The following is a 20,033-nucleotide window of genomic DNA, read 5'->3' on the forward strand; positions in this document are numbered from 1 at the left end:
TTGCGGCAAGCACGGCGCGCGCCGTTGTCGTCATCCGTAGGCGTGCAGCTTTGAGCCGTGGCGCTTCAGCCAGGCGCGCGGGCGGCGGTAGTCGGGCATCAGCCGCTCGACCAGAGCCCAGAACCGGTCGGAATGGTTCATCTCCACCAGATGGGCGGCCTCGTGGGCGACCACGTAGTCCAGCACCTCCTCGGGCGCCAGGACCAGGCGCCAGGAGAAGGACAGGTCGCCGCGCGAGGAGCAGCTTCCCCAGCGGGTGGCGGTGTCGCGCACCGTCACCCGGCCGACCTTCCGGCCCAGGGCCTCGGCGTGCAGCTTGGCCCGGGGACCGACGGTCCGGCGCGCCTCGCCCTTCAGGAAATCGGTGACCCGGCGCGCCAGATGCTCTTCGGCGCCGGAGACGTGCAGCTCCACCGACCCGTCCGGGTCCTCGACCCGCCACACCCCGCCGCGCTGGTCCGGCCGGTGGCGGATGACATGCGCGCGCCCCAGGATGGGCACCGCCGCGCCATGGCCGAAGGAGGTCCGCGCCGGCAGATGGGCGAGCCGGGCGCGCAGCCAGCCGAGATTGCCCGTGGCGAAGGTCCGGGCCGCCTCCAGCTTGGCGCCGGCCGGCAGCACCAGTTCCGGGCCGCCGCGCACCGGATCGACCCGCAGCAGCATCCGCCGGGCGCGCGCGCTGCGCCGGACCGGGACCGGGATCTCGGTCCCGTCGGTATCGGTGAGGACCAGGATGTCCTGCTCGAGCGGGGCGGTGCGGGTCATGACGGCGGCGAGCTTACCTGATTCGCGGCGGTGTCAGCAGGGGTCGGCGTGGCCTTGGGCCGGGGCAGGAGGGCGGCGGCGGTCAGGCTGGCCACCGTGCAGGCCAGGGTGGCGCCTGCCATGGTCAGGTGGATGTTGCCGCCGATCGCGCCGACCGCAAAGGAGGCGACCATCGCCTGGGCCATCTGGCTGAAGCCGAGAAAGGCCGAGGCCGAGCCGGCGATATAGGGGAAGTTCTGCATCGCGCCGGCCATGGCGTTGGGGATCGCGAAGGCCATGCCGACCAGGATGACCATGGCCGGGCCGATCACCGCCGGGGTCGACAGGTGCCCCAGCAGCGGCGCCACCAGCATCGCCACCCCGCCGGCGAAGCCGATCGCCGTGCCGATCCGGGCCATCCGCCGGGCACCGTAGAGCGGCGCGAGCCGGCCGGCCAGGATGCTGCCGCACAGGAAGGCGACCACGTTGAACAGGATCAGGAAGCCGAAGGCCTGGGGCGACCAGCCGAGCATCTCCATCAGCACGAAGGGGGCCGCCGTGGTGTAGGACATGTAGGCGCCGAAGATCCCGCCGACGGTCACGATGTAGCAGACATAGGTGCGGTCGCGCAGCAGCGTGCCGTAGTTGCGCACGATCCGGATCGGCGACAGGGCGTCGTGCACCCGGGTCTTCAGGGTTTCCGGCACCCGCGCCAGGGTCAGCACGAACAGGGTGGCGCCGATGGCCCCCAGGGCGATGAAGTTGGCGCGCCAGCCGAACTGGGTCTCCAGAAAGCCGCCCAGCGCCGGGGTGATCGCCGGGGCCAGCGACATGGACATGGCGATGTAGCTCATCACCACCGCCGTCGCCGCCCCTTCGGTGCTGTCGCGCACCATGGCGCGGGCCACCACCTGGCCGGAGCAGGCGCCGAGCGCCTGGAAGAAGCGGAAGACGATCAGCTCGTGGATGTCATGGGCCTGGGCGCAGGCGAGCCCGGCCGCGGCATAGACCACCAGGCCGCACAGCAGGGTGATGCGCCGGCCGAACCGGTCGGCCAGCGGCCCCCAGAAGAGTTGACTGACCGCGAAGCCGCCCAGGAAGACCGTCAGGGTGAGCTGCGCCTCGCCCCGGGTCGCCCCGATGGCCTGGGCCAGCGAGGGGAGCGACGGCAGGTAGAGGCCGAGCGACATCTGCCCGAGCGCCACCATGAAGGTCAGCAACGCGATCGAGCCCGGTCGCGTGGCCACGAAAGGCGCCGATGGCGCGCTCGAGCTCATGAGGGAATCCGCTGAAATTGCACCCCATGGCTATAGACCCGCGCCCGGGTGGGGACAATCTCGCAACTGCGAAGAGTGTCATCCCGGATTGGCTCCTGACGGCGATGGCGGGGCGGGTGCGGTGCGCTCTATGTCCCTTTCTGCCGTCCCTCCTGTTCCTGCGTCTTCCCGGCCTTGCGCCGGGATCCAGACCCATCGCTGCCGAGACAGCCAGACTTGAGGCCCCGGCGATCCGGATCCAGGGGCCCTGGGCCCCGGCGCAAGGCCGGGAAGACGGGTTGGTATGGAGGGGAAGGAAGCCTTACTCCTTCACCACCGGCGCATGCGGTCCGGAGGCCAGCGTGAGGAAGGTGCGGCTCTCCTTCAGGATGAAGCGCTCCGCCTTGGCGAAGTCGTAGTTCTCCCGTCCCAGCGGATCGGCGGCGAGCCGGGCGCGGTAGGTCTCGTAGGCGGCCAGGCTCTCCAGCGAATAGATCCCGTAGGCGCGGGTCGCCGAGCCCTCGTGCGGCGCGAAATAGCCGATCAGGTCGGCGCCGCAGCGCGGGATCGCCTGGCCCCAGACGCGGGAATAGGCCTCGAATTCGGCGCGCTTGTACGGGTCGATCTCGTATTCGATGACGCAGGTGATCATGGCGGTCTCCTCGGTTGCGAGGTCCCGGTGATGCCCGGCGGCGCGGCGCCGATGCTTCGGCCCGCGCCGTAGCATCCCCGCGCCGTCCGGCGTAGCCTGACCGCTCCCGTCGCCGCAGTGGAGGCCCGCATGGTGAACACCAACCGCATGGCGGAGATCGGCCTGCTGATCGGCGAGCCGGCCCGTGCGGCGATGCTCGACGCGCTGATGGACGGCCGGGCGCTCACCGCGGGCGAACTGGCGGGGGTCGCCGGGATCACGCCGCAGACCGCCAGTGGGCACCTCGCCCGGCTGGCCGAGGCCAACCTGCTCGCGGTCGAGCGCCAGGGCCGCCACCGCTACCACCGGCTCGCCTCCGCCGAGGTGGCCGAGCTGATCGAGAGCGTGGCGCGGATCGCCTCGATCACCCTGCCCGCGCCGGTCCGCCGGCCGGTGACCGGACCGCGCGACGCCCAGATGCGGCTGGCCCGGACCTGCTACGACCACCTGGCCGGCGGGCTCGGGGTGGCGGTCACCGACGCCCTGGTCGCCCGCGACGTGATCGCCTTCGACGACGGGGCGGGCATCGTCACGCCGGGCGGAATCGACCGGCTGGCCGCGCTCGGGATCACGGTGGAGAGCGCGGGCGGGGGGCCGCCGAAGCGCGGGACGCGACCGCTCTGCCGCCCCTGCCTGGACTGGAGCGAGCGCCGGCCGCACCTGGCCGGGCGCCTGGGCGCGGCGGTGTGCAGCCATTTCCTCGACCAGCACTGGGTCACCCGGGTCGGCGGCAGCCGGGCGCTGCGGATCACCCCGAAGGGCCGGCAGGCCCTGCGCGAGCGGTTCGGCATCGCCGAGATCGGCCCGGCTTCGGACGGCTGAGCCTCAGTCTGTCTCTAGCGCCCGCTCCGGCCATCGGTCAGCATGGGGAGACCGGGACCAGCCCAGGAGACGCCCCATGTCGACCGCGATGAAACCCGCCAGCGCCGCCGTTCTCGACGGCGATCCGCCGATGCAGGCAAACACCGACGCCCAGCGCCGGGCGCGGTTCTTCAACTCGGGCAACGCCTTCAACCTGAAGCTTCCCGCCGTGCCGCGCGCCCGCTTCGACGCCGAGCGCGACGCCGCCTTCGCCGAAGACGCGCCGAGCGGCGTGCATCCGATGGACCAGTCCGACGCCTTCGGCGGCGCCTTCCCGGCGACCACGCCCCTGGTGCTGGCCCGCTACCTGCGGGTCGCGGCGGGGGACACGCTCACCACCCGCTTCATCGCCAGCGGCGAGGTGATCTACGCCATCCTCGGCAGCGGCACGACCACGATCGGCGGCGAGACCATCGCCTGGGGGCCGGGCGACGTCATGGTGCTGCCCGGCGGCCAGGAGGTGAGCCATACGGCCGACGGCGAGGCCGCCGCCGTGCTCTGGGTGGTGACGAACGAGCCGGTCCTGGCCTTCGAGGGGCTGCGGGCGCCGAGCGCGGACAGCTCCCAGATCGACCCGGTACACTACACCGCCGACGAGATCGCCCGGCAGATCGAGGTGCTGACCAACATGCCGGCGAACGAGGACCAGGCCGGGGTGGCGCTGATCTTCTCGTCGGAGCGCACGGCGGACAGCCGCAACGCCATGCCGTCGATGACCTTGGCGATGAACACGCTGGCCCCGGGCCACCACCAGCGGCCGCACAAGCACAACGCCGCCGCGATCACCCTCTGCGTCGACGGGCCGGGCTGCTTCTCCATGATCGACGGCCACCGGATCGACTGGTCGCCGTTCTCCACCATGGTCACCCCGCCGGCCGAGGTGCACAGCCACCACAACGGCGGCGCCGGGCTCGCCCGCTTCCTGATCGTCCAGGACGGCGGGTTGCACTACTACGCCCGCACCATGGGCTTCGCCTTCTCGGACTGACGACCCGGATCAGGCGGCGCGGACCTCCTCGAGGAACCGGGCGATCATCTTGCTGAGCGCCTCGCTCTGACGGGCGAGTTCGCTGCTGGTCGCCTGGACCTCCTGGGCCGAGGCGCCGGTCTCCCGCGCCCCCTCGTCGACCCGGCCGATATTCTCCGACACGCTCTCGGTGCCGACGGCGGCTTCCTGAACGCTGCGGCTGATCTCCTGGGTGGCGGAGGACTGCTCCTCCACCGCCGCAGCGATGCCGGAGGCGGTCTCGCGAAGCTGCGAGACGGTCTGGGCGATCGCCCGGATGGCGCCGGCGGATCGGCCGGTCTCCTGCTGGATGCGGGTGATCTGGTTGGCGATCTGCTCGGTCGCCTTGCCGGTCTGGGTGGCGAGGCTCTTCACCTCGCTGGCCACGACCGCGAAGCCCTTGCCCGCATCCCCGGCCCGCGCCGCCTCGATGGTGGCGTTCAGCGCGAGCAGGTTGGTCTGTTCGGCGATCTCCTGGATCAGGGTGACGATCTGGCCGATCTCCTGCGCCGAGCTCTCCAGGCTGGTGACCGCCTCGCTGCTGGCCTTGGCCTGCTCCTCGGCCTCACCGGCCATGCGGGAGCTGTCGCTGACCCGGGTGCCGATCTCGCCGATCGAGGCGCCCAGCTCCTCGGTCGCGGTGGCGACGGTCTGCACATTGGCCGAGGCCTCGTGGGAGGCCGAGGCGACGATGGACGCCTGACTGGTGGTCTGTTCGGAGATCCGCAGCATCGACTGGGCCGAGGCGTCGAGCTCCTGGGTGGCGCCGGCCACGACCTGGAGCATTTCCCGCACCTGGTTGTCGAAGGTGCTTGTGATCCGCTCGATCGCCTGGGCACGGCGCTCGCGGGCGGCCCGCTGGGCCTCCTGCTCGGCGGCCAGCTCGTCGTTGCGGATCATGTTCTCCTTGAAGACGAGCACCGCCCGGGCCATCTCGCCGATCTCGTCGGTCGCCCCGGTATTCGGTACCTCCACGCTCTTGTCGCCGCCGGCCAGCGACCGCATGCGCTCGGTCAGACTGGCGACCGGCCGCGAGACCGAGCGGCCGACGATCAGGCCCAGCGCCAGGCAGAGGGCGGCGATCACGGCGATCAGCACCAGGGTGATGAGAAACGCCTCCTGGCTGATCCGGTCGAACTCCTCCACAGCGGCCTCGTAATCCCGCTCGATCCCGGCCCGCAGCTCCTCCATCATCGGCTCGGCCGAGGCGAAGGTCGCCGACAGGGCCTCCGTCTTCTCGACATTGGCCAGCACGGCGGCGGCGTAGTTGCCGAAATCGGCGCGATAGGTCGCCAGGGCGGCGACGATGTCGGCCTTCACGCTCTCCTCGATCGGCTTGCCGTCCAGCAGGGCGGTGAACTCCGCGATCCGGTCGTCGAGCCGGCCGATATATTTCGGATCCTGGCGCAGGATGAAGTCCTTCTCGTGGCGGCGCATCATCAGCAGCTTCACCATCAGATCGTCGGTGGCGTGCTGCTCGATCAGCGTCTCCGCGTTGTGGACGGCCGAGCGCAGGCTGCCCTGCAGCCCCAGCGTCTCGTCCAGGCCGAGCGCGATGGTCGCGTTCGAGAGGTCGACGAATTCCGACTGGTAGACCGCGATCCGGTCGCGGAGCTGGGTCAGCAGCGCCGCCTCGGTGCCGTCGGCCAGGCCGGACAGGGTGGCGAAGTTCTCCTGCAGCTCGGCGATCACGCCGGCATGCTGCTCGATATACTTGTCGTCCAGCCGCAGCAGGAAGTCCTTCTCCCGCCGGCGGGCATTGAGAAAGCCCTCGGCGACCCGCTCCACCAGGGCGAGCTTCTGGGTGGCGCGCTGCTGCCGTTCGGTCACCTCGACCTGCTCGACATGCGCCCAGAACACGACACCAAGGACCAGCAGAAAGCCGGTGACGGCGACCAGGCTGATCGCTGCGATGCGCTGCGTGACGGAAAGCCGCGCCATAATCCACCTCCAGAAGAACGGCCCGGGTCGGTACCACCGGGCGAATTGGCGGCAAAATGCGCGCGCCGCCTTAAGATCGGATTAACCACACCGCAAAGAATCCGACCTTTTCCCAAAGGCGCCGCCGGCGCCCTCGCGTCGATCCGTCACACGGAAATGTCGGTTTCGGTATCGAAGCCGGGCCCCGACCCGCTATATCTCCTCATCATGAACACGTTCCTCTTCATCATGATGCTTCTCGCCATGGCCGCCACTGTCGGCGCGCTGGTCTGGGGCGTCATCGCCATGGCTCGCGGCGGGGATTTCAACGCCAAGTGGTCGAATAAGATGATGCGCTACCGCATCCTGTTCCAGTTCATCGCGATCTGCGTCTTCATGGCGCTGCTCACGGCGATCGGCAAAGGGTGAGGGAGCACACGACCCGATGGTGAAGCTGACCAAGATCTACACCCGCGGCGGCGATGCGGGGCAGACCTCGCTCGGCGACGGAACCCGCGTGGCCAAGCATTCGCCCCGCCCGACCGCCTACGGCACCGTGGACGAGACCAACGCGGTGATCGGCATGGCCCGGCTGACCGCGGTGGCCGATGGCGGCGAGGCGACCGACGCCATGCTGGCCCGCATCCAGAACGACCTGTTCGACCTGGGCGCCGACCTCTGCACCCCGGAAGAAGAGAACCCGAAATATCCGCCGCTGCGCATCACCGCCGAGCAGGTCGCCCGCCTGGAGGCGGAGATCGACGCGATGAACGCGGAGCTGCAGCCGCTGAACTCCTTCATCCTGCCCGGCGGCAAGCCGACGGCGGCGCATCTGCACCTGGCGCGCACGGTGGCCCGGCGGGCCGAGCGGGAGATCACGCTGGCCGCCACCCAGGAACCGATCGGCGCCGAGGTCGTCAAATATATAAACCGCCTGTCGGACCACCTGTTCGTGCTGGCGCGCTGGGTCAACGACCGGGGGGCGACGGACGTGCTGTGGGTGCCCGGCGCAAACCGATAACGAGAAACCAGAGGTCCGAACGGCCCCAGAGCCGCGAATCGACGCAATTCCATCGGTCCAAGGCGGGGGCCGGGTTGACTTGGGACCGAGCGCTTTCTAAAGAGCGGGGTCGCCCGAAATCACGGCGCTCGGTCCTGCAAGACCGCCAGATCCGAAATCGTTCGAGGGAGCCATGAAGGTACTCGTCCCCGTCAAGCGGGTGATCGACTACAACGTTAAGGTCCGCGTCAAGGCCGACCAAAGCGGTGTCGAGCTCGCCAATGTGAAGATGTCGATGAACCCGTTCGACGAGATCGCCGTTGAAGAGGCGATCCGTCTGAAGGAAGCCGGCAAGGCCACCGAGGTCATCGCCGTTTCCATCGGCCCGACCCAGGCTCAGGAAACGATCCGCACCGCACTCGCCATGGGTGCCGACCGCGGCATCCATGTCGTCCATGACGGCGATGTCGAGCCGCTGGCGGTCGCCAAGATGCTGAAGGGCATCGTGGAGAAGGAAAGCCCGGATCTCTGCATCCTCGGCAAGCAGGCGATCGACGACGACTGCAACCAGACCGGCCAGATGCTCTCCGCGCTGCTGGGCTGGAGCCAGGCGACCTTCGCCTCCAAGATCGAGATCGGCGACGGCGACCTGACGGTCACCCGCGAGGTCGATGGCGGTCTGGAGACCATCAAGGTCAAGGCCCCGGCCATCGTCACCACCGACCTGCGCCTGAACGAGCCGCGCTACGCGTCGCTGCCGAACATCATGAAGGCGAAGAAGAAGCCGATCGAGCAGATGAGCCCGTCGGATCTGGGCGTCGACCCGGCCCCGCGCCTGCAGACGGTGAAGGTCGTCGAGCCGCCGAAGCGCGAAGGCGGCGCGAAGGTCGCCGACGTCGCCGAGCTGGTCTCGAAGCTGAAGAACGAAGCGAAGGTGATCTGACCATGAGCACGCTGATCTTCTTCGAACACACCAACGACGCCATTTCGCCGGCCAGCCTGCACGCGGTGACCGCCGCCACGCAGATCGGCGGCGACGTGGTTGCCCTGGTCGCCGGTTCCGGCTGCGACGGCGCCGCCCAGGCGGCTGCCAAGGTCGCCGGCGTCTCCAAGGTCATCAAGGTCGACAGCGCCGAGTACGGCCACACCCTGGCCGAGAACCTGGCGCCGCTGATCGCCAAGATGGCCGAGGGCCACAGCCACGTGCTGGCCACCGCGACCACCGTCGGCAAGAACATCATGCCGCGCGTGGCCGCCCTGCTGGACGTCGCCCAGGTGTCCGACATCATCGAGGTCGTCGACGCCGACACCTTCGTGCGGCCGATCTATGCCGGCAACGCGCTGGCGACGGTGAAGTCCTCGGACGCCACCAAGGTGGTGACCGTGCGCGGCACCAACTTCGACCCGGCCCCCGCCGAGGGCGGATCGGCCAGCGTCGAGGACGGCAGCGGCGAGGGCGATACCGGCCTGTCCAGCTTCGTCGGTCAGGAACTGTCGAAGTCCGACCGTCCGGAACTGACCTCCGCCAAGGTGGTGATCTCCGGCGGCCGCGGCATGCAGAACGGCGAGAACTTCAAGATGCTGGAAGAGATCGCCGACAAGCTCGGGGCCGCCGTCGGCGCCTCGCGCGCGGCGGTGGACGCCGGCTTCGTGCCGAACGACTATCAGGTCGGACAGACCGGCAAGGTGGTCGCCCCCGACCTGTACATCGCGGTCGGCATCTCGGGCGCCATCCAGCACCTGGCCGGCATGAAGGACAGCAAGGTGATCGTCGCCATCAACAAGGACGAGGAGGCGCCGATCTTCCAGGTCGCCGATTACGGCCTGGTGGCGGATCTCTTCAAGGCCGTGCCGGAGCTCAGCGAGGCTCTGGACAAGGCCTGACCATCACCCGGCCCCCGCGCGCAGCCGCCATGGCAAGGCGCGGGGGCCGGACACGCCCGATGGGGTGCCCGGAGGGGTCATGGAACGGATCGGCATCATAGGCGCCGGTCAGATGGGTACCGGAATCGCGCAGGTCTGCGCGGTGGCCGGCTATGACGTGCGCATGATCGACGTCAAGGACGAGGTCATCGCCGCCTCCCTGAAGACGATCGAGGACAACATCTCCCGCCAGGTCACCCGCGGCCGGCTGTCGGTCGAGGCGGCGGAGATCGCCCAGCAGCGCATTGTCACCGGCAAGGACTACGCCCTGTTCGGCGACTGCGACCTCGTGATCGAGGCCGCCAGCGAGGACGAGGAGGTCAAGCGCGACGTCCTGAAGTCCCTGGTGCCGCACCTGTCGCCCGACGCGATCATCGCCACCAACAGCTCGTCCCTGTCGATCACCCGGCTCGCCGCCGCCACCGACCGGCCCGGCAAGTTCGTCGGCATGCATTTCATGAACCCGGTGCCGGTGATGCAGCTCGTCGAGCTGATCCGAGCGATCCAGACCGAGCAGGCGACCTTCGACGCGGTGCGCAAGCTGGCGCTCTCGCTCGGCAAGACGGTGAGCGTGGCGGAGGATTTCCCCGCCTTCATCGTCAACCGCATCCTGATGCCGATGATCAACGAGGCGATCTACACGCTGTATGCCGGCGTCGGCTCGGTGGAGAGCATCGACACCGCCATGAAGCTCGGCGCCAACCACCCGATGGGGCCGCTGGAACTGGCCGACTTCATCGGCCTGGACACCTGCCTCGCCATCATGCACTCGCTGCACTCGGGTCTCGCCGACGCCAAATACCAGCCCTGCCCGCTGCTGGTGAAGTATGTCGAGGCCGGCTGGCTCGGCCGCAAGACCAAGCGCGGCTTCTACGATTACCACTCCGAGAAGCCGGTCCCGACGCGGTAATCCCCGCGGTGCGGGGCGATGGGCCGCAATTGCCATCCCTCGGGCGATCGGGTACACCGCGAGGCATGTCGACGGCCCGCCCGCGCAGTCGCCGACGGCCCGGCCCGGAGCCCGCAGACCCCGAGTGAAATGACGCCAGCGCCCCGATTCCTCACCACGCCCGCGGATATCTGCCGCTCGCTGGTCACCCACCGCCTGATCCTGCGCCAGCTCGTCCGCCGGGACATCCTGTCCCGCTACCGCAAGTCGGCGCTCGGCATGTTGTGGGCGCTGCTGACGCCGCTGCTCACCTTCGTGATCTACGCCTATGTGTTCAGCACGATCCTCAAGGTGCGCTTCCCGTCGCGGGTGCCGGACCTCGACTACAACTACGGCATCATCCTGTTCTCCGGGCTGATGCTGCATTTCTTCATCACCGAGGTGCTGACCCGTTCGCCCGTGCTGGTGCTGGAGAACGTGAATTTCGTGAAGAAGGTGGTGTTCCCGCTGGAGATGCTGTCGCTCGTGGCGACCGGCTCGGCGGCGGTGACCCTCGGCTTCAACTTCGTGATCCTGGTCGCCGCGATCCTGTTCTTCAACGGCACGGTCCCGCCGACCATCGCACTGGTGCCGCTGGTCTGGATCCCGTTCTTCGCCGTGGTCGTCGGCATCTCCTGGTTCTTCGCCTCGCTCGGCGTGTTCCTGCGCGACATCGGCCATGTGGTCGGCATCCTGTCGACCGTACTGCTGTTCGGCAGCCCGATCCTGTTCCCGCCGGACACCCTGCCCGACTTCCTGAAGACCCTGATCTGGTTCAACCCACTCTCCGTGCCGGTGCACGCGACCCGCGACCTGGCCCTGTGGGGGGTGATGCCGGATCTGCAGAACCTGGCGATCTATACCGGCGTGGCGGCGGTGTTCCTGTGGGTCGGCGCGTTCTGGTTCCAGCGCACCAAGAAGGGCTTCGCCGATGTCGTCTGAACCGGAGACCCGGCCGGTCGTCGGCGAGCCGGCGATCGTCATCGAGAACGTCTCCAAGGCCTTCTCGATCTTCAAGCGCCCAGCCGACCGGCTGCTGCAGATGCTGTCCATGGGCCGGGGGCGCTACTACGACGTCTTCATGGCGCTGACCGGCGTGTCGCTGACCGTGAACCGGGGCGAGACCGTCGGTATCGTCGGCTCAAACGGCTCCGGCAAGTCGACCCTGCTGCAGGTGATCGCCGGCCTGCTGCAGCCGAACGGCGGCTCGGTCACCGTGCACGGCCGCCCCGCCGCCCTGCTGGAACTGGGGGCCGGCTTCAACCCGGAATTCACCGGGCGCGAGAACATCTACCTGAACGCCGCCATCCTGGGCCTGACCCAGGAGGAGATCGACGACCGCTTCGACAGCATCGTCGAGTTCTCCGGCCTCGCCGATTTCATCGACCGGGCCGTGAACACCTATTCCAGCGGCATGTATGTCCGCCTCGCCTTCTCGATCGCCGTGAGTGTCGATCCGGACATCCTGATCGTCGACGAGGCCCTGGCAGTGGGCGACGAAGGCTTCCAGCGCAAGTGCCTGGCCCGGATCGAGGCGATGCGCGACGCCGGGGCGACGATCCTGTTCGTCAGCCACGCCATGGGCATGGTCACCCAGCTCTGCGACCGGGCGGTGCTGATGGACCGGGGCGAGGTGCTGATCGACGGCGAGCCCAAGGAGGTCGCCTCGAACTACTACCGCCTGACCCACGCCCCCGGCGCCGACCGCGAGCGCATCCGGACCGAGATCCTGGGGCGCGGCAAGGCGATCGAGGCGGCACCGGCGGCACCGGAGGTCGAGTCCGGCATGGACGCCACCTTCGTCAGCGAGAGCCGGGTCGAGCATGGCGGCAACGGGGCGACGATCCAGGATCCGCGGATCGAGACGGTGAACGGCCAGCGGGTGAACCTGCTGGTGCGCGGCCGCTCCTACGTCCTGCGCTACGAGGTCTCCTTCGAGGGCGCCTGCCGCAAGGTCCGGTTCGCCACACAGTTCAAGACCAAGACCGGGGTGGAACTCGGCGGCCGCGCCACCCACCGGCTCGCCGAAGACATGCCCGACTTCCAGCCCGGGGACCGGATCTCGGTGTCTTTCGAGTTCACCTGCGTCCTGGCACCCGGAACCTATTTCGCCAACACCGGCGTCAACGGCCTGGTCAATGGGGAGCGGGAGTCGCTCCATCGTATCCTGGACGCCCTGATGTTCCAGGTGCTCCCCGACCCCGATGACAGCCTGGTCGGCATGGTCGATCTGGGGATCATCCCCTCGATCGACTTCCACCCCGCGCCGGCGCCCGGCACGCCGAGCTGAGCCTCGGGCCGCGGGTCTGGCGGCGACGGCTCATCCAGGTATTATCGCGCCAAACATCCGCCGACGCGCGGCGGAGACACCACCCGGAGGAAACGACAGATGCGGGCAATCCGTTCAGTGACAGGCGCCGTCGCGCGCCGCGCCCTTCTCGCGGCCCTGGTCGCCGTGCCGGCCCTCACCGCCGGCGCCGGCCTGGCCTCGGCCGCCGACACCATCAAGGTCGGCGCCCTGCGCTTCGCCTCCCATGCCGCCAGCTTCATCGCCTTCGAGCGCGGCTACTTCCAGGAGGCCGGGCTCGAGGTCGAGTTCGAGTTCTTCCAGGCGGCCCAGCCCATGGCCGTCGCCATCGCCTCGGGCGATATCGACTACGGCATCACCGCGATCACCGGCGGCCTGATCAACCTGGCCGACAAGGGCGCCATCAAGGTGATCGGCGGCGTGATGCACGAGGAGAAGGGCATCGACGGCTCGGCCATCGTGGTGTCCGACGCCGCCTATCAGGCCGGCGTGACCTCCCCGGACAAGCTGAAGGGCCGCAGCTTCGCCATCACCCAGGCCGGCTCCTCCTTCCACTACATGGCGGCCCGGATCGCCGAGAAGGAGGGCTTCGGGGTCGAGGACCTGAAGCTCACCCCGCTGCAGAAGGTGCCGAACATCATCGCCGCCCTGAAGTCGGGTCAGGTCGACGCCTGGGCCATCGTCCCGCATATCGCCAAGGCGCTCGCCGGCGGCGGGGAGGTGCACATCATCGGCTGGGTCAACGACTACGCGCCGGACTACCAGGTGACCACCGTCTTCACCTCCGCCGACAACGCCGCCAACAAGCGCGACCAGACCGAGCGGTTCCTAAGCGCCTTCGCCAAGGGTGCGGCCGACTTCAACGCCGCCCTGGTCGACAGGACCGCCGACGAGGAAGAGGCCGAGGCGGTGACCAAGCTGATCCACAAATACGTCTATACCACCCAGCCCTACGAGAAGGCCTCGGTGTCGATCCGCAACGGGGCGATCCGGCTGAACGAGGGGGCGAAGCTGAACGTGACCAACGTCGCCGACCAGCTCGCCTGGTTCAAGAAGGAGGGTCTGGTGAAGAGCGATATCGCCATCGACGGCCTGGTCGACCCGAGCTACGTCGAGACCTACTGATCCGGCGGGAGCGGGCCGTGGAGCTGAAGATCCAAGGCGTCGGCCACGCCTACGGCCCGCTCACCGTGCTGGACGGGATCGATTTCGAGGTCCCGGCCGGCCGTATCGTCTGCATCGTCGGCCCGTCCGGTTGCGGGAAGTCCACCCTGCTGCGGATGATCGGCGGGCTGGAGCGGCCCGATACCGGCGCGATCCTGCAGGTCGGCTCGCCGCCGGCCGCCAGCCTCAACCCGCTGACCTTCATCTTCCAGGATTTCGCCCTGCTGCCCTGGCGCAGCGTGGAGGGCAACATCCGGCTCGTGCTGGAGGACCATCGCCTCGGCGCCGAGGCGGTCGAGCGGATCGTCGCCGATGTGCTGGCCCGCACCAACCTGAGCGAATTCCGCCGCGCCTGGCCGCGCCAGCTCTCCGGCGGCATGCGCCAGCGGGTCGCCATCGCCCGGGCGCTGGCCGTCTCCCCGGCGGTCATGCTGATGGACGAGCCGCTCTCGGCCCTGGACGCCCAGACCCGCGAGCTGCTGATGGCCGACCTGGTCGCCCTATGGGAGCGCGAGCGGTTCTCCGCCGTCTATGTGACCCACAACCTGGCGGAAGCCGTGCGGCTCGGCCACCGGGTGATCGTCCTGTCGCGCCGGCCCGGGCGGATCCGCGAGATCGTCGATATCGACATGGATCTGGGCGAGCGCCCAGGGCGCATGGCCGAGCTGGAGGCGCACCAGTCCCGGCTCTGGGCGCTGATCCGCGACGAGGCCGAGGCGGCGGAGAAGGAGCTGGTCGATGGCTGACCGCGACGTCCGGCCGGTCCCGTTCCGCGGCGGCGGCTTCACCACCCGCAAGCTCGGCGTGGTCGGCCCGCTGGTCTTCGCCGCGATCATCGCCCTGTGGGAGCTGGGCTGCCGCACCGGGGCGATCCCGCCGCTGGTGCTGCCGGCCCCCTCGGAGGTCTATGCCGCCCTTGCCCGGCTGGTGGAGACCGGACTGATCTGGGACCATCTCGGCGCCTCGCTGCAGCGCCTGGTGGTCGGCTGGAGCCTGGGCACCCTGCTCGGCATCGCCGTGGGGCTCGCCATCGGGCTGTTCTCGCTGGCCCGCGCCGGGCTCGCCCCGATCGTCGCCGCGATCTTCCCGGTGCCGAAGATCGCCCTGCTGCCGCTCTTCGTGATCTGGTTCGGCATCGGCGAGGGCTCCAAAGTCGCCACCATCCTGTTCGGCACCTTCTTCCCCACGGTGGTCGCCACCTATGGCGGCGTCGACAACGTCGACCGCACCCTGATCCGCATGGCCCAGTCCTTCGGCCTGTCCTGGTTCTCCATCGTGCGCAAGATCATCCTGCCCGGCGCCTTGCCGGCGATCCTGCCGGGCTTCCGGATCTCCGCCGCCATTGCCATCGTCCTGCTGGTCGCCGCCGAGATGATCGGCGCCGAATACGGGATCGGCGCCTATATCCTGCTGGCCGGCAGCCTGATGGCGACCGACGAGCTGATCGCCGGCGTCGCCATCCTCTCGGCCATCGGCCTGGTGGTGAACTGGCTGATCGGCCGGGCCGAGCGCGGCCTGCTCGCCTGGCGCCGATAGCCGGATCTACTGCCCCGCGTTATAGGGCGGCTTCGGCGTGTCCTCTTCCGGCGGGCTCGGCGCCGGATCCTCGGTGCGGGGATCGAGTTCGAACATCATCGCGCCGCCGCGCGGGGTCGGCACCAGCTCGGCCTGCTCCTCCAGCGCCACCGGCGGGCGGGCCTTCAGGCGCCACAGGCCGAACAGCACCAGCAGCAGCCAGACGGCGGACACGTGCAGGAACAGGGCGCGCGGCCCGAACCCCTCCATCAGGAACGAGGCGATGGGCGGGCCGACGATGGCGCCCATGCCGTAGGTCAGCAGCAGCCCGCCGCTCATCACCACGAAGTCGCCCGCCGCCAGCCGGTCGTTGGCATGGGCCAGAGCCAGGCCGTAGATCGGCAGGAACAGCCCGCCGAGCGCGAAGCCGGAGATCACCGCCCAGGTGACCGAGATCGGCGCCACGAAGGCGGCCCCCGCACTGACGATGGCGGTGGCGAAGGCGGAACCGATCAGCAGCAGGCGGCGGTCAAAGTGGCGGTCGAGGGCGGCGATCGGCACCTGCATCACCGCCCCGCCGATCACCGTCGCCGTCATGAACAGGGAGATGCCGACCGTATCGAGCCCGGTCTTCTGCCCGAACACCGCCCCCAGCGACCAGAAGGCGCCGTTGCCCACGCCCACCGCGAGGGCGGCGGCGAGGCCGAGCGGCGAGACCTGCCAGAGATAGAACAGCCGGATCTTCACGTTCTGGATCGGCGCCGGCGCCTGGGCGGTGGAGACCGCCGTCGGCACCAGGGCGAGCACGATCAGGATGGCCGACAGGCTGAACAGCTCGAACCCGGCCGGCGGGGCGACGCTGAGCAGCAACTGACCGACCGACACCGCGCTCAGGTCGACGATGCGGTAGACGGAAATGATCCGCCCGCGGGTCTCGTCGGTCGCCCGGTCGTTCAGCCAGCTCTCAACGATCATGGTCAGCCCGGACATGGCGATGCCCGACAGGGCGCGCAGCAGGAACCAGGCGATCGGGTCCCCGGCCAGCGCATAGGCGAGCGCCGTCGCCGCCGCCAGGGCCGCCAGGGCGGAGAAGCTGCGGATATGGCCGACCCGTTGCACGATGCGCGGCGTCAGCAGGCAGCCGATCACGTAGCCGGCGAAATAGCCGGACATGGCGAGGCCGATGGCGCCGGTCGACATGCCGTCCATCACGGCGCGGGTCGGCAGCAGCAGGGTCAGCAGCCCGTTGCCGGCGAGCAGAAGGGCGAGACTGGTCAGCAGGGCGGAGACGGAAGCGATCATGACATCCCGGGCGCTATCGCGAAGAGGTACGGGCGACCTAGGATAGGGGTTCAAGGACACACCGGGCAAATGAACAGCCCGGGACACCAGGAGACGCCCCCGCCATGACCCATCCCTCGCTCATTCCCCAGGACCCTCTGGACCCCTCGCTTCTTCCCGACGGCGTGCGCTCGCGCTTCGTGGAGAACATCAACGGGCTGCGGATGCACCTGCTGGAGGCCGGCTGGGAGGGGGCGGACGGCAAGCCGTGCCTGCTGCTGCTGCACGGCTTCCCGGAGCTGGCCTATAGCTGGCGCAAGGTCATGCCGGCCCTGGCGGCGGCCGGATACCACGTGCTCGCCCCCGACCAGCGCGGTTACGGCCGGACCACCGGCTGGGACGCGGAGTATGACGGACCGCTGACGCCGTTCCGGCCGCTCAACCTGCTGCGCGACATTCTCGGATTGCTCGCCTCCCAGGGGCGCCGCCATGTGGAGGCGGTGATCGGCCATGATTTCGGCTCGCCCATCGCCGCGACCTGCGCCCTGGTGCGGCCCGACGTGTTCCGCGCGCTCGCCATGATGAGCTCGCCCTTCGCCGGCCCGCCGAAGACGCCGTTCGAAGCGCCGGCGGCCAAGGGCGACATCCATGCCGACCTCGCCGCCCTGCCCCGGCCGCGCAAGCATTACCAGTGGTACTATTCGACCCGCCCGGCCAACACGGACATGACCGCCTGTCCCCAGGGGCTGCACGCCTTCCTGCGCGCGTACTACCACCACAAGAGCGCCGACTGGGCGCAGAACAAGCCGGTCCGACTGGACGGCTGGAATGCCGAGGCGCTGGCGCAGATGCCGACCTACTACATCATGGATCTGAACGAGACCATGGCGCAGACCGTGGCCAAGGAGATGCCGTCCGACGCCGAGATCGCCGCCAACCGCTGGCTGCCGGAGCGCGAGATGGCGGTCTATGCCGGCGAATATGGCCGCACCGGATTCCAGGGCGGGCTGCAATGGTACCGCTGCAACACCACGGGCGCGTTTCTGAGCGAGCAGGAGGTGTTCAGCGGCAAGACGATCGACGTGCCGTCCACCTTCATCGCCGGCGCCCAGGACTGGGGCATCTACCAGTTCCCCGGCGCCATCGAGGCGATGGCGAGCGACGCGGTGTGTCCGGACTGGCGGGGCACCCACCTCCTCGACGGGGCGGGCCACTGGGTCCAGCAGGAACAGCCCGAGGCGGTGGTAGACAAGCTGCTGGGATTCCTGAAGGGGCTGTGACGCCACCCCCTCTCCCATACCCTCACTCCCCGGATTTATTCCGGGGCGAGCGGATCGACCGGGGCGGGCCGCGGTAATCTGTCGATAGCGCCCAGTTCACACCCCACCGCTTGCCCCGGAATAAATCCGGGGAGTGAGGGAGGGGGGAGGGTAATGCGATGATCGCCATCACCGCCCCGGAAGCGTATGATCGCGGCCCCGCGCCCATCACGCCGAGCACCGCCGCCCATGTCGCTTCCCCCGCACTTCCTCGACGAGCTGCGCGACCGCGTGACGGTCTCCAGCGTGGTCGGGCGGAAGTACAAGCTGGAGCGCAAGGGCCGGGAGTTCCTGGCGGTCTGCCCGTTCCACAACGACACCAAGCCGTCGCTCTCCATCGTCGACGACAAGGGCTTCTATCACTGCTTCGCCTGCGGGGCGCATGGCGACGTCTTCAAGTTCCTGATGGAGAACGACGGCCTCAAATTCATGGAGGCGGTCGAGCAGGTCGCCGCCCTGGCCGGCGTGGAGGTGCCGAAGGAAAGCCCCGAGGAGCAGCAGCGGGCCGAGCGCCGCCGCTCGCTCCAGGAGGTGGTGGACCTGGCCTGCCGCTGGTACGAACGCCAGCTCCACACCTCGGCCGGCGAGGCCGGCCTGCGCTACCTGAAGGAACGCGGCCTCACCGACGAGACGCTGAAGACCTTCCGCCTGGGCTGGGCGCCGGACGACCGCAAGGCGCTGCAGCGGGCCATGAAGGCCGAGGGCGTGGAGACCGACGTCCTGGTGGAGGCCGGCCTGGTCAAGCGCTACGACGAGGGCGAGCGGGCCGGCGAGACCGTCGACTACATGCGCGGCCGGGTGCTGTTCCCCATCACCGACCGGCGCGGCAAGGTCATCGCGTTCGGCGGCCGGGTGTTGGGCGACGGCCAGCCGAAATACCTGAACTCTCCCGATACCCCGCTGTTCCACAAGGGAAGGGTGCTCTACGGCCTCGCCCAGGCGCGCGAGCCGGCCCACAAGTCGGGCGAGCTGCTGGTGGCCGAAGGCTACATGGACGTGATCGCGCTTGCCCAGGCCGGGTTCCCGGCGGTCGCCCCCCTCGGCACCGCGCTGACCGAGGACCAGATCGTCGAGCTGTGGCGCATCACGCCGGAGCCGATCCTGTGCTTCGACGGCGACACCGCCGGCCAGCGCGCCGCCCGCCGGGCCTGCGACCGGGCCCTGCCGCTGCTCAAGCCGGGCCACTCCCTGCGCTTCGTCACCCTGCCGGAGGGCCAGGATCCGGACGACCTGATCAAGCGCGACGGCAAGAAGGCGCTGCGCGACATCCTCGCCACCGCCCGGGGGCTGGCCGACTTCCTGTGGGCCAGCGAGCTGGTGGCCAACCCGACCGACACGCCGGAACGCCGCGCCGCCTTCTTCAAGCGCATGCGCGACCTGGTGCGCGAGGTCGCCGACCAGACCGTGCAGATCGCCTACAAGGACCACGTTGAGGCGCGGATCGAGGAGATGCGCCGTCCCAAGGGTCGCACCGGCGGCCGCGATGGCCAGCGCGAGTTCGGCCGCGGCCAGGGCTACGGCGGTTCGCAGCGGAGCTGGGGCGGCGATCGGACGCGCGGCGGGCGATGGACGCCACCGCCGCCGCCGGAGCCGATCGGCAGCCGCACCGCCCGGGCCCGGGTCGACGCCGTCCTGCCCCGCCGCCAGCAGCAGGTCATCCTGGCCACCTTCATGCACCATCCGGGCCTGCTGGACGAGCTCGGCGAGGTGCTGGCCACCCTGACGCTCGACGACCCATTCCTTGACAAACTTCGCCGTCAAATCTTAGAGATCAACGCGGAGGACCCTGGACTTGACGCGGACGGTCTTCGCGACCACTTCATGGCGTTGGGTTATTCGGAAACGGTGGATGGACTGCTGTCCGACGAGGCTTTGCACCACGCGGCCTTCGCTCGGCAGGGCGCCAGCCATTCCGATGCGCGACAGGGTTTGGCGGAACTGCTTGGACGATTCGCCGGGCCTCTGCTACGAGAGCAACTGTTTGATGCGCAGCGGGAATACGGACAGACATTCAGCGAGGCTAGCTGGCAGCGCATGCTGAGCCTGCAAAGCACGCTTCAGGCGATTACCTCCGCGTCGGCGCTGGAAGACGCGAACTGAGAACGGAGCCGGGGTCG

At 69.3% G+C, this 20,033-nt stretch carries 19 protein-coding genes; 14 read left to right on the forward strand and 5 right to left on the reverse strand.

What is annotated here, in order from left to right:
- Positions 1 to 30: 30 nt before the first annotated feature.
- The 3 genes from ACOQOP_RS17190 to ACOQOP_RS17200 all read right to left on the reverse strand — a co-directional run bounded on the left by ACOQOP_RS17190 (position 31) and on the right by ACOQOP_RS17200 (position 2,652).
- Positions 31 to 765 (reverse strand): M48 family metallopeptidase, encoded by a 735-nt coding sequence (locus ACOQOP_RS17190; protein ID WP_420563036.1) that lies wholly within the window; start codon positions 763 to 765, stop codon positions 31 to 33.
- Positions 762 to 1,991, reverse strand: a complete 1,230-nt coding sequence (locus tag ACOQOP_RS17195; RefSeq protein WP_420563037.1) for a multidrug effflux MFS transporter — start codon at positions 1,989 to 1,991, stop codon at positions 762 to 764. The genes ACOQOP_RS17190 and ACOQOP_RS17195 overlap by 4 nt, the downstream gene beginning before the upstream one ends.
- A 331-nt stretch (positions 1,992 to 2,322) precedes the next feature.
- Positions 2,323 to 2,652 carry an NIPSNAP family protein gene (locus tag ACOQOP_RS17200; protein WP_420563038.1) on the reverse strand — a complete coding sequence of 110 codons (330 nt, stop codon included), beginning with the start codon at positions 2,650 to 2,652 and terminating at the stop codon, positions 2,323 to 2,325.
- A 129-nt stretch (positions 2,653 to 2,781) separates the two neighbouring features.
- Between ACOQOP_RS17200 and ACOQOP_RS17205 the strand changes: the two genes are divergently transcribed.
- Positions 2,782 to 3,513: an ArsR/SmtB family transcription factor gene (locus ACOQOP_RS17205; protein WP_420563039.1), complete on the forward strand. Its 732-nt coding sequence runs from the start codon at positions 2,782 to 2,784 to the stop codon at positions 3,511 to 3,513.
- A gap of 76 nt (positions 3,514 to 3,589) precedes the next feature.
- The gene (locus tag ACOQOP_RS17210; protein ID WP_420563040.1) at positions 3,590 to 4,540 is read left to right on the forward strand and encodes a cupin domain-containing protein; all 951 of its coding nucleotides are present in this window, start codon (positions 3,590 to 3,592) and stop codon (positions 4,538 to 4,540) included.
- Between the two features lie 9 nt (positions 4,541 to 4,549).
- On the opposite strand, the gene ACOQOP_RS17215 is transcribed toward ACOQOP_RS17210, so the two are convergent.
- The gene (locus tag ACOQOP_RS17215; RefSeq protein ID WP_420563041.1) at positions 4,550 to 6,499 is read right to left on the reverse strand and encodes a methyl-accepting chemotaxis protein; all 1,950 of its coding nucleotides are present in this window, start codon (positions 6,497 to 6,499) and stop codon (positions 4,550 to 4,552) included.
- Between the two features lie 207 nt (positions 6,500 to 6,706).
- On the opposite strand from ACOQOP_RS17215, the gene ACOQOP_RS17220 reads away from it, so the two are divergent.
- The 10 genes from ACOQOP_RS17220 (at position 6,707) to ACOQOP_RS17265 (ending at position 15,337) form a co-directional block, all read left to right on the forward strand.
- Entirely contained in the window at positions 6,707 to 6,907 is a 201-nt protein-coding gene (locus ACOQOP_RS17220) for a twin transmembrane helix small protein (RefSeq protein ID WP_420563042.1), read from the forward strand.
- A 16-nt stretch (positions 6,908 to 6,923) separates the two neighbouring features.
- Positions 6,924 to 7,499: a cob(I)yrinic acid a,c-diamide adenosyltransferase gene (locus tag ACOQOP_RS17225; protein WP_420563043.1), complete on the forward strand. Its 576-nt coding sequence runs from the start codon at positions 6,924 to 6,926 to the stop codon at positions 7,497 to 7,499.
- A 172-nt stretch (positions 7,500 to 7,671) separates the two neighbouring features.
- On the forward strand, positions 7,672 to 8,421 hold the full coding sequence (locus ACOQOP_RS17230; protein WP_420563044.1) for an electron transfer flavoprotein subunit beta/FixA family protein: 750 nt from the start codon (positions 7,672 to 7,674) through the stop codon (positions 8,419 to 8,421).
- Between the two features lie 2 nt (positions 8,422 to 8,423).
- Complete coding sequence (locus tag ACOQOP_RS17235) at positions 8,424 to 9,362, forward strand: electron transfer flavoprotein subunit alpha/FixB family protein (protein WP_420563045.1); 939 nt, start codon at positions 8,424 to 8,426, stop codon at positions 9,360 to 9,362.
- Positions 9,363 to 9,441: 79 nt separating this feature from the next.
- Complete coding sequence (locus tag ACOQOP_RS17240; RefSeq protein ID WP_420563046.1) at positions 9,442 to 10,311, forward strand: 3-hydroxybutyryl-CoA dehydrogenase; 870 nt, start codon at positions 9,442 to 9,444, stop codon at positions 10,309 to 10,311.
- Positions 10,312 to 10,440: 129 nt separating this feature from the next.
- Entirely contained in the window at positions 10,441 to 11,271 is an 831-nt protein-coding gene (locus tag ACOQOP_RS17245; protein ID WP_420563047.1) for an ABC transporter permease, read from the forward strand.
- Entirely contained in the window at positions 11,261 to 12,619 is a 1,359-nt protein-coding gene (locus tag ACOQOP_RS17250; RefSeq protein ID WP_420563048.1) for an ABC transporter ATP-binding protein, read from the forward strand. The genes ACOQOP_RS17245 and ACOQOP_RS17250 overlap by 11 nt, the downstream gene beginning before the upstream one ends.
- A 117-nt stretch (positions 12,620 to 12,736) precedes the next feature.
- Positions 12,737 to 13,762: an ABC transporter substrate-binding protein gene (locus ACOQOP_RS17255; RefSeq protein ID WP_420563049.1), complete on the forward strand. Its 1,026-nt coding sequence runs from the start codon at positions 12,737 to 12,739 to the stop codon at positions 13,760 to 13,762.
- 17 nt (positions 13,763 to 13,779) lie between these two features.
- Positions 13,780 to 14,547 (forward strand): ABC transporter ATP-binding protein, encoded by a 768-nt coding sequence (locus ACOQOP_RS17260; RefSeq protein ID WP_420563050.1) that lies wholly within the window; start codon positions 13,780 to 13,782, stop codon positions 14,545 to 14,547.
- A complete protein-coding gene (locus ACOQOP_RS17265) occupies positions 14,540 to 15,337 on the forward strand; it encodes an ABC transporter permease (protein WP_420563051.1) in 798 nt (265 codons plus the stop codon). Before ACOQOP_RS17260 ends, ACOQOP_RS17265 begins: the two co-directional genes overlap by 8 nt.
- Positions 15,338 to 15,343: 6 nt before the next feature.
- On the opposite strand, the gene ACOQOP_RS17270 is transcribed toward ACOQOP_RS17265, so the two are convergent.
- Complete coding sequence (locus ACOQOP_RS17270; protein ID WP_420563052.1) at positions 15,344 to 16,618, reverse strand: MFS transporter; 1,275 nt, start codon at positions 16,616 to 16,618, stop codon at positions 15,344 to 15,346.
- A 104-nt stretch (positions 16,619 to 16,722) separates the two neighbouring features.
- Here ACOQOP_RS17270 and ACOQOP_RS17275 point away from each other — a divergent pair, with 104 nt between their 5' ends.
- A complete protein-coding gene (locus tag ACOQOP_RS17275; RefSeq protein WP_420563053.1) occupies positions 16,723 to 17,877 on the forward strand; it encodes an alpha/beta fold hydrolase in 1,155 nt (384 codons plus the stop codon).
- A gap of 228 nt (positions 17,878 to 18,105) precedes the next feature.
- Positions 18,106 to 20,016 carry a DNA primase gene (gene dnaG, locus ACOQOP_RS17280; RefSeq protein WP_420563054.1) on the forward strand — a complete coding sequence of 637 codons (1,911 nt, stop codon included), beginning with the start codon at positions 18,106 to 18,108 and terminating at the stop codon, positions 20,014 to 20,016.
- Positions 20,017 to 20,033: the final 17 nt, after the last annotated feature.

The organism is Thalassobaculum sp. (assembly GCF_965223715.1).
Lineage (GTDB): Bacteria > Pseudomonadota > Alphaproteobacteria > Thalassobaculales > Thalassobaculaceae > Thalassobaculum.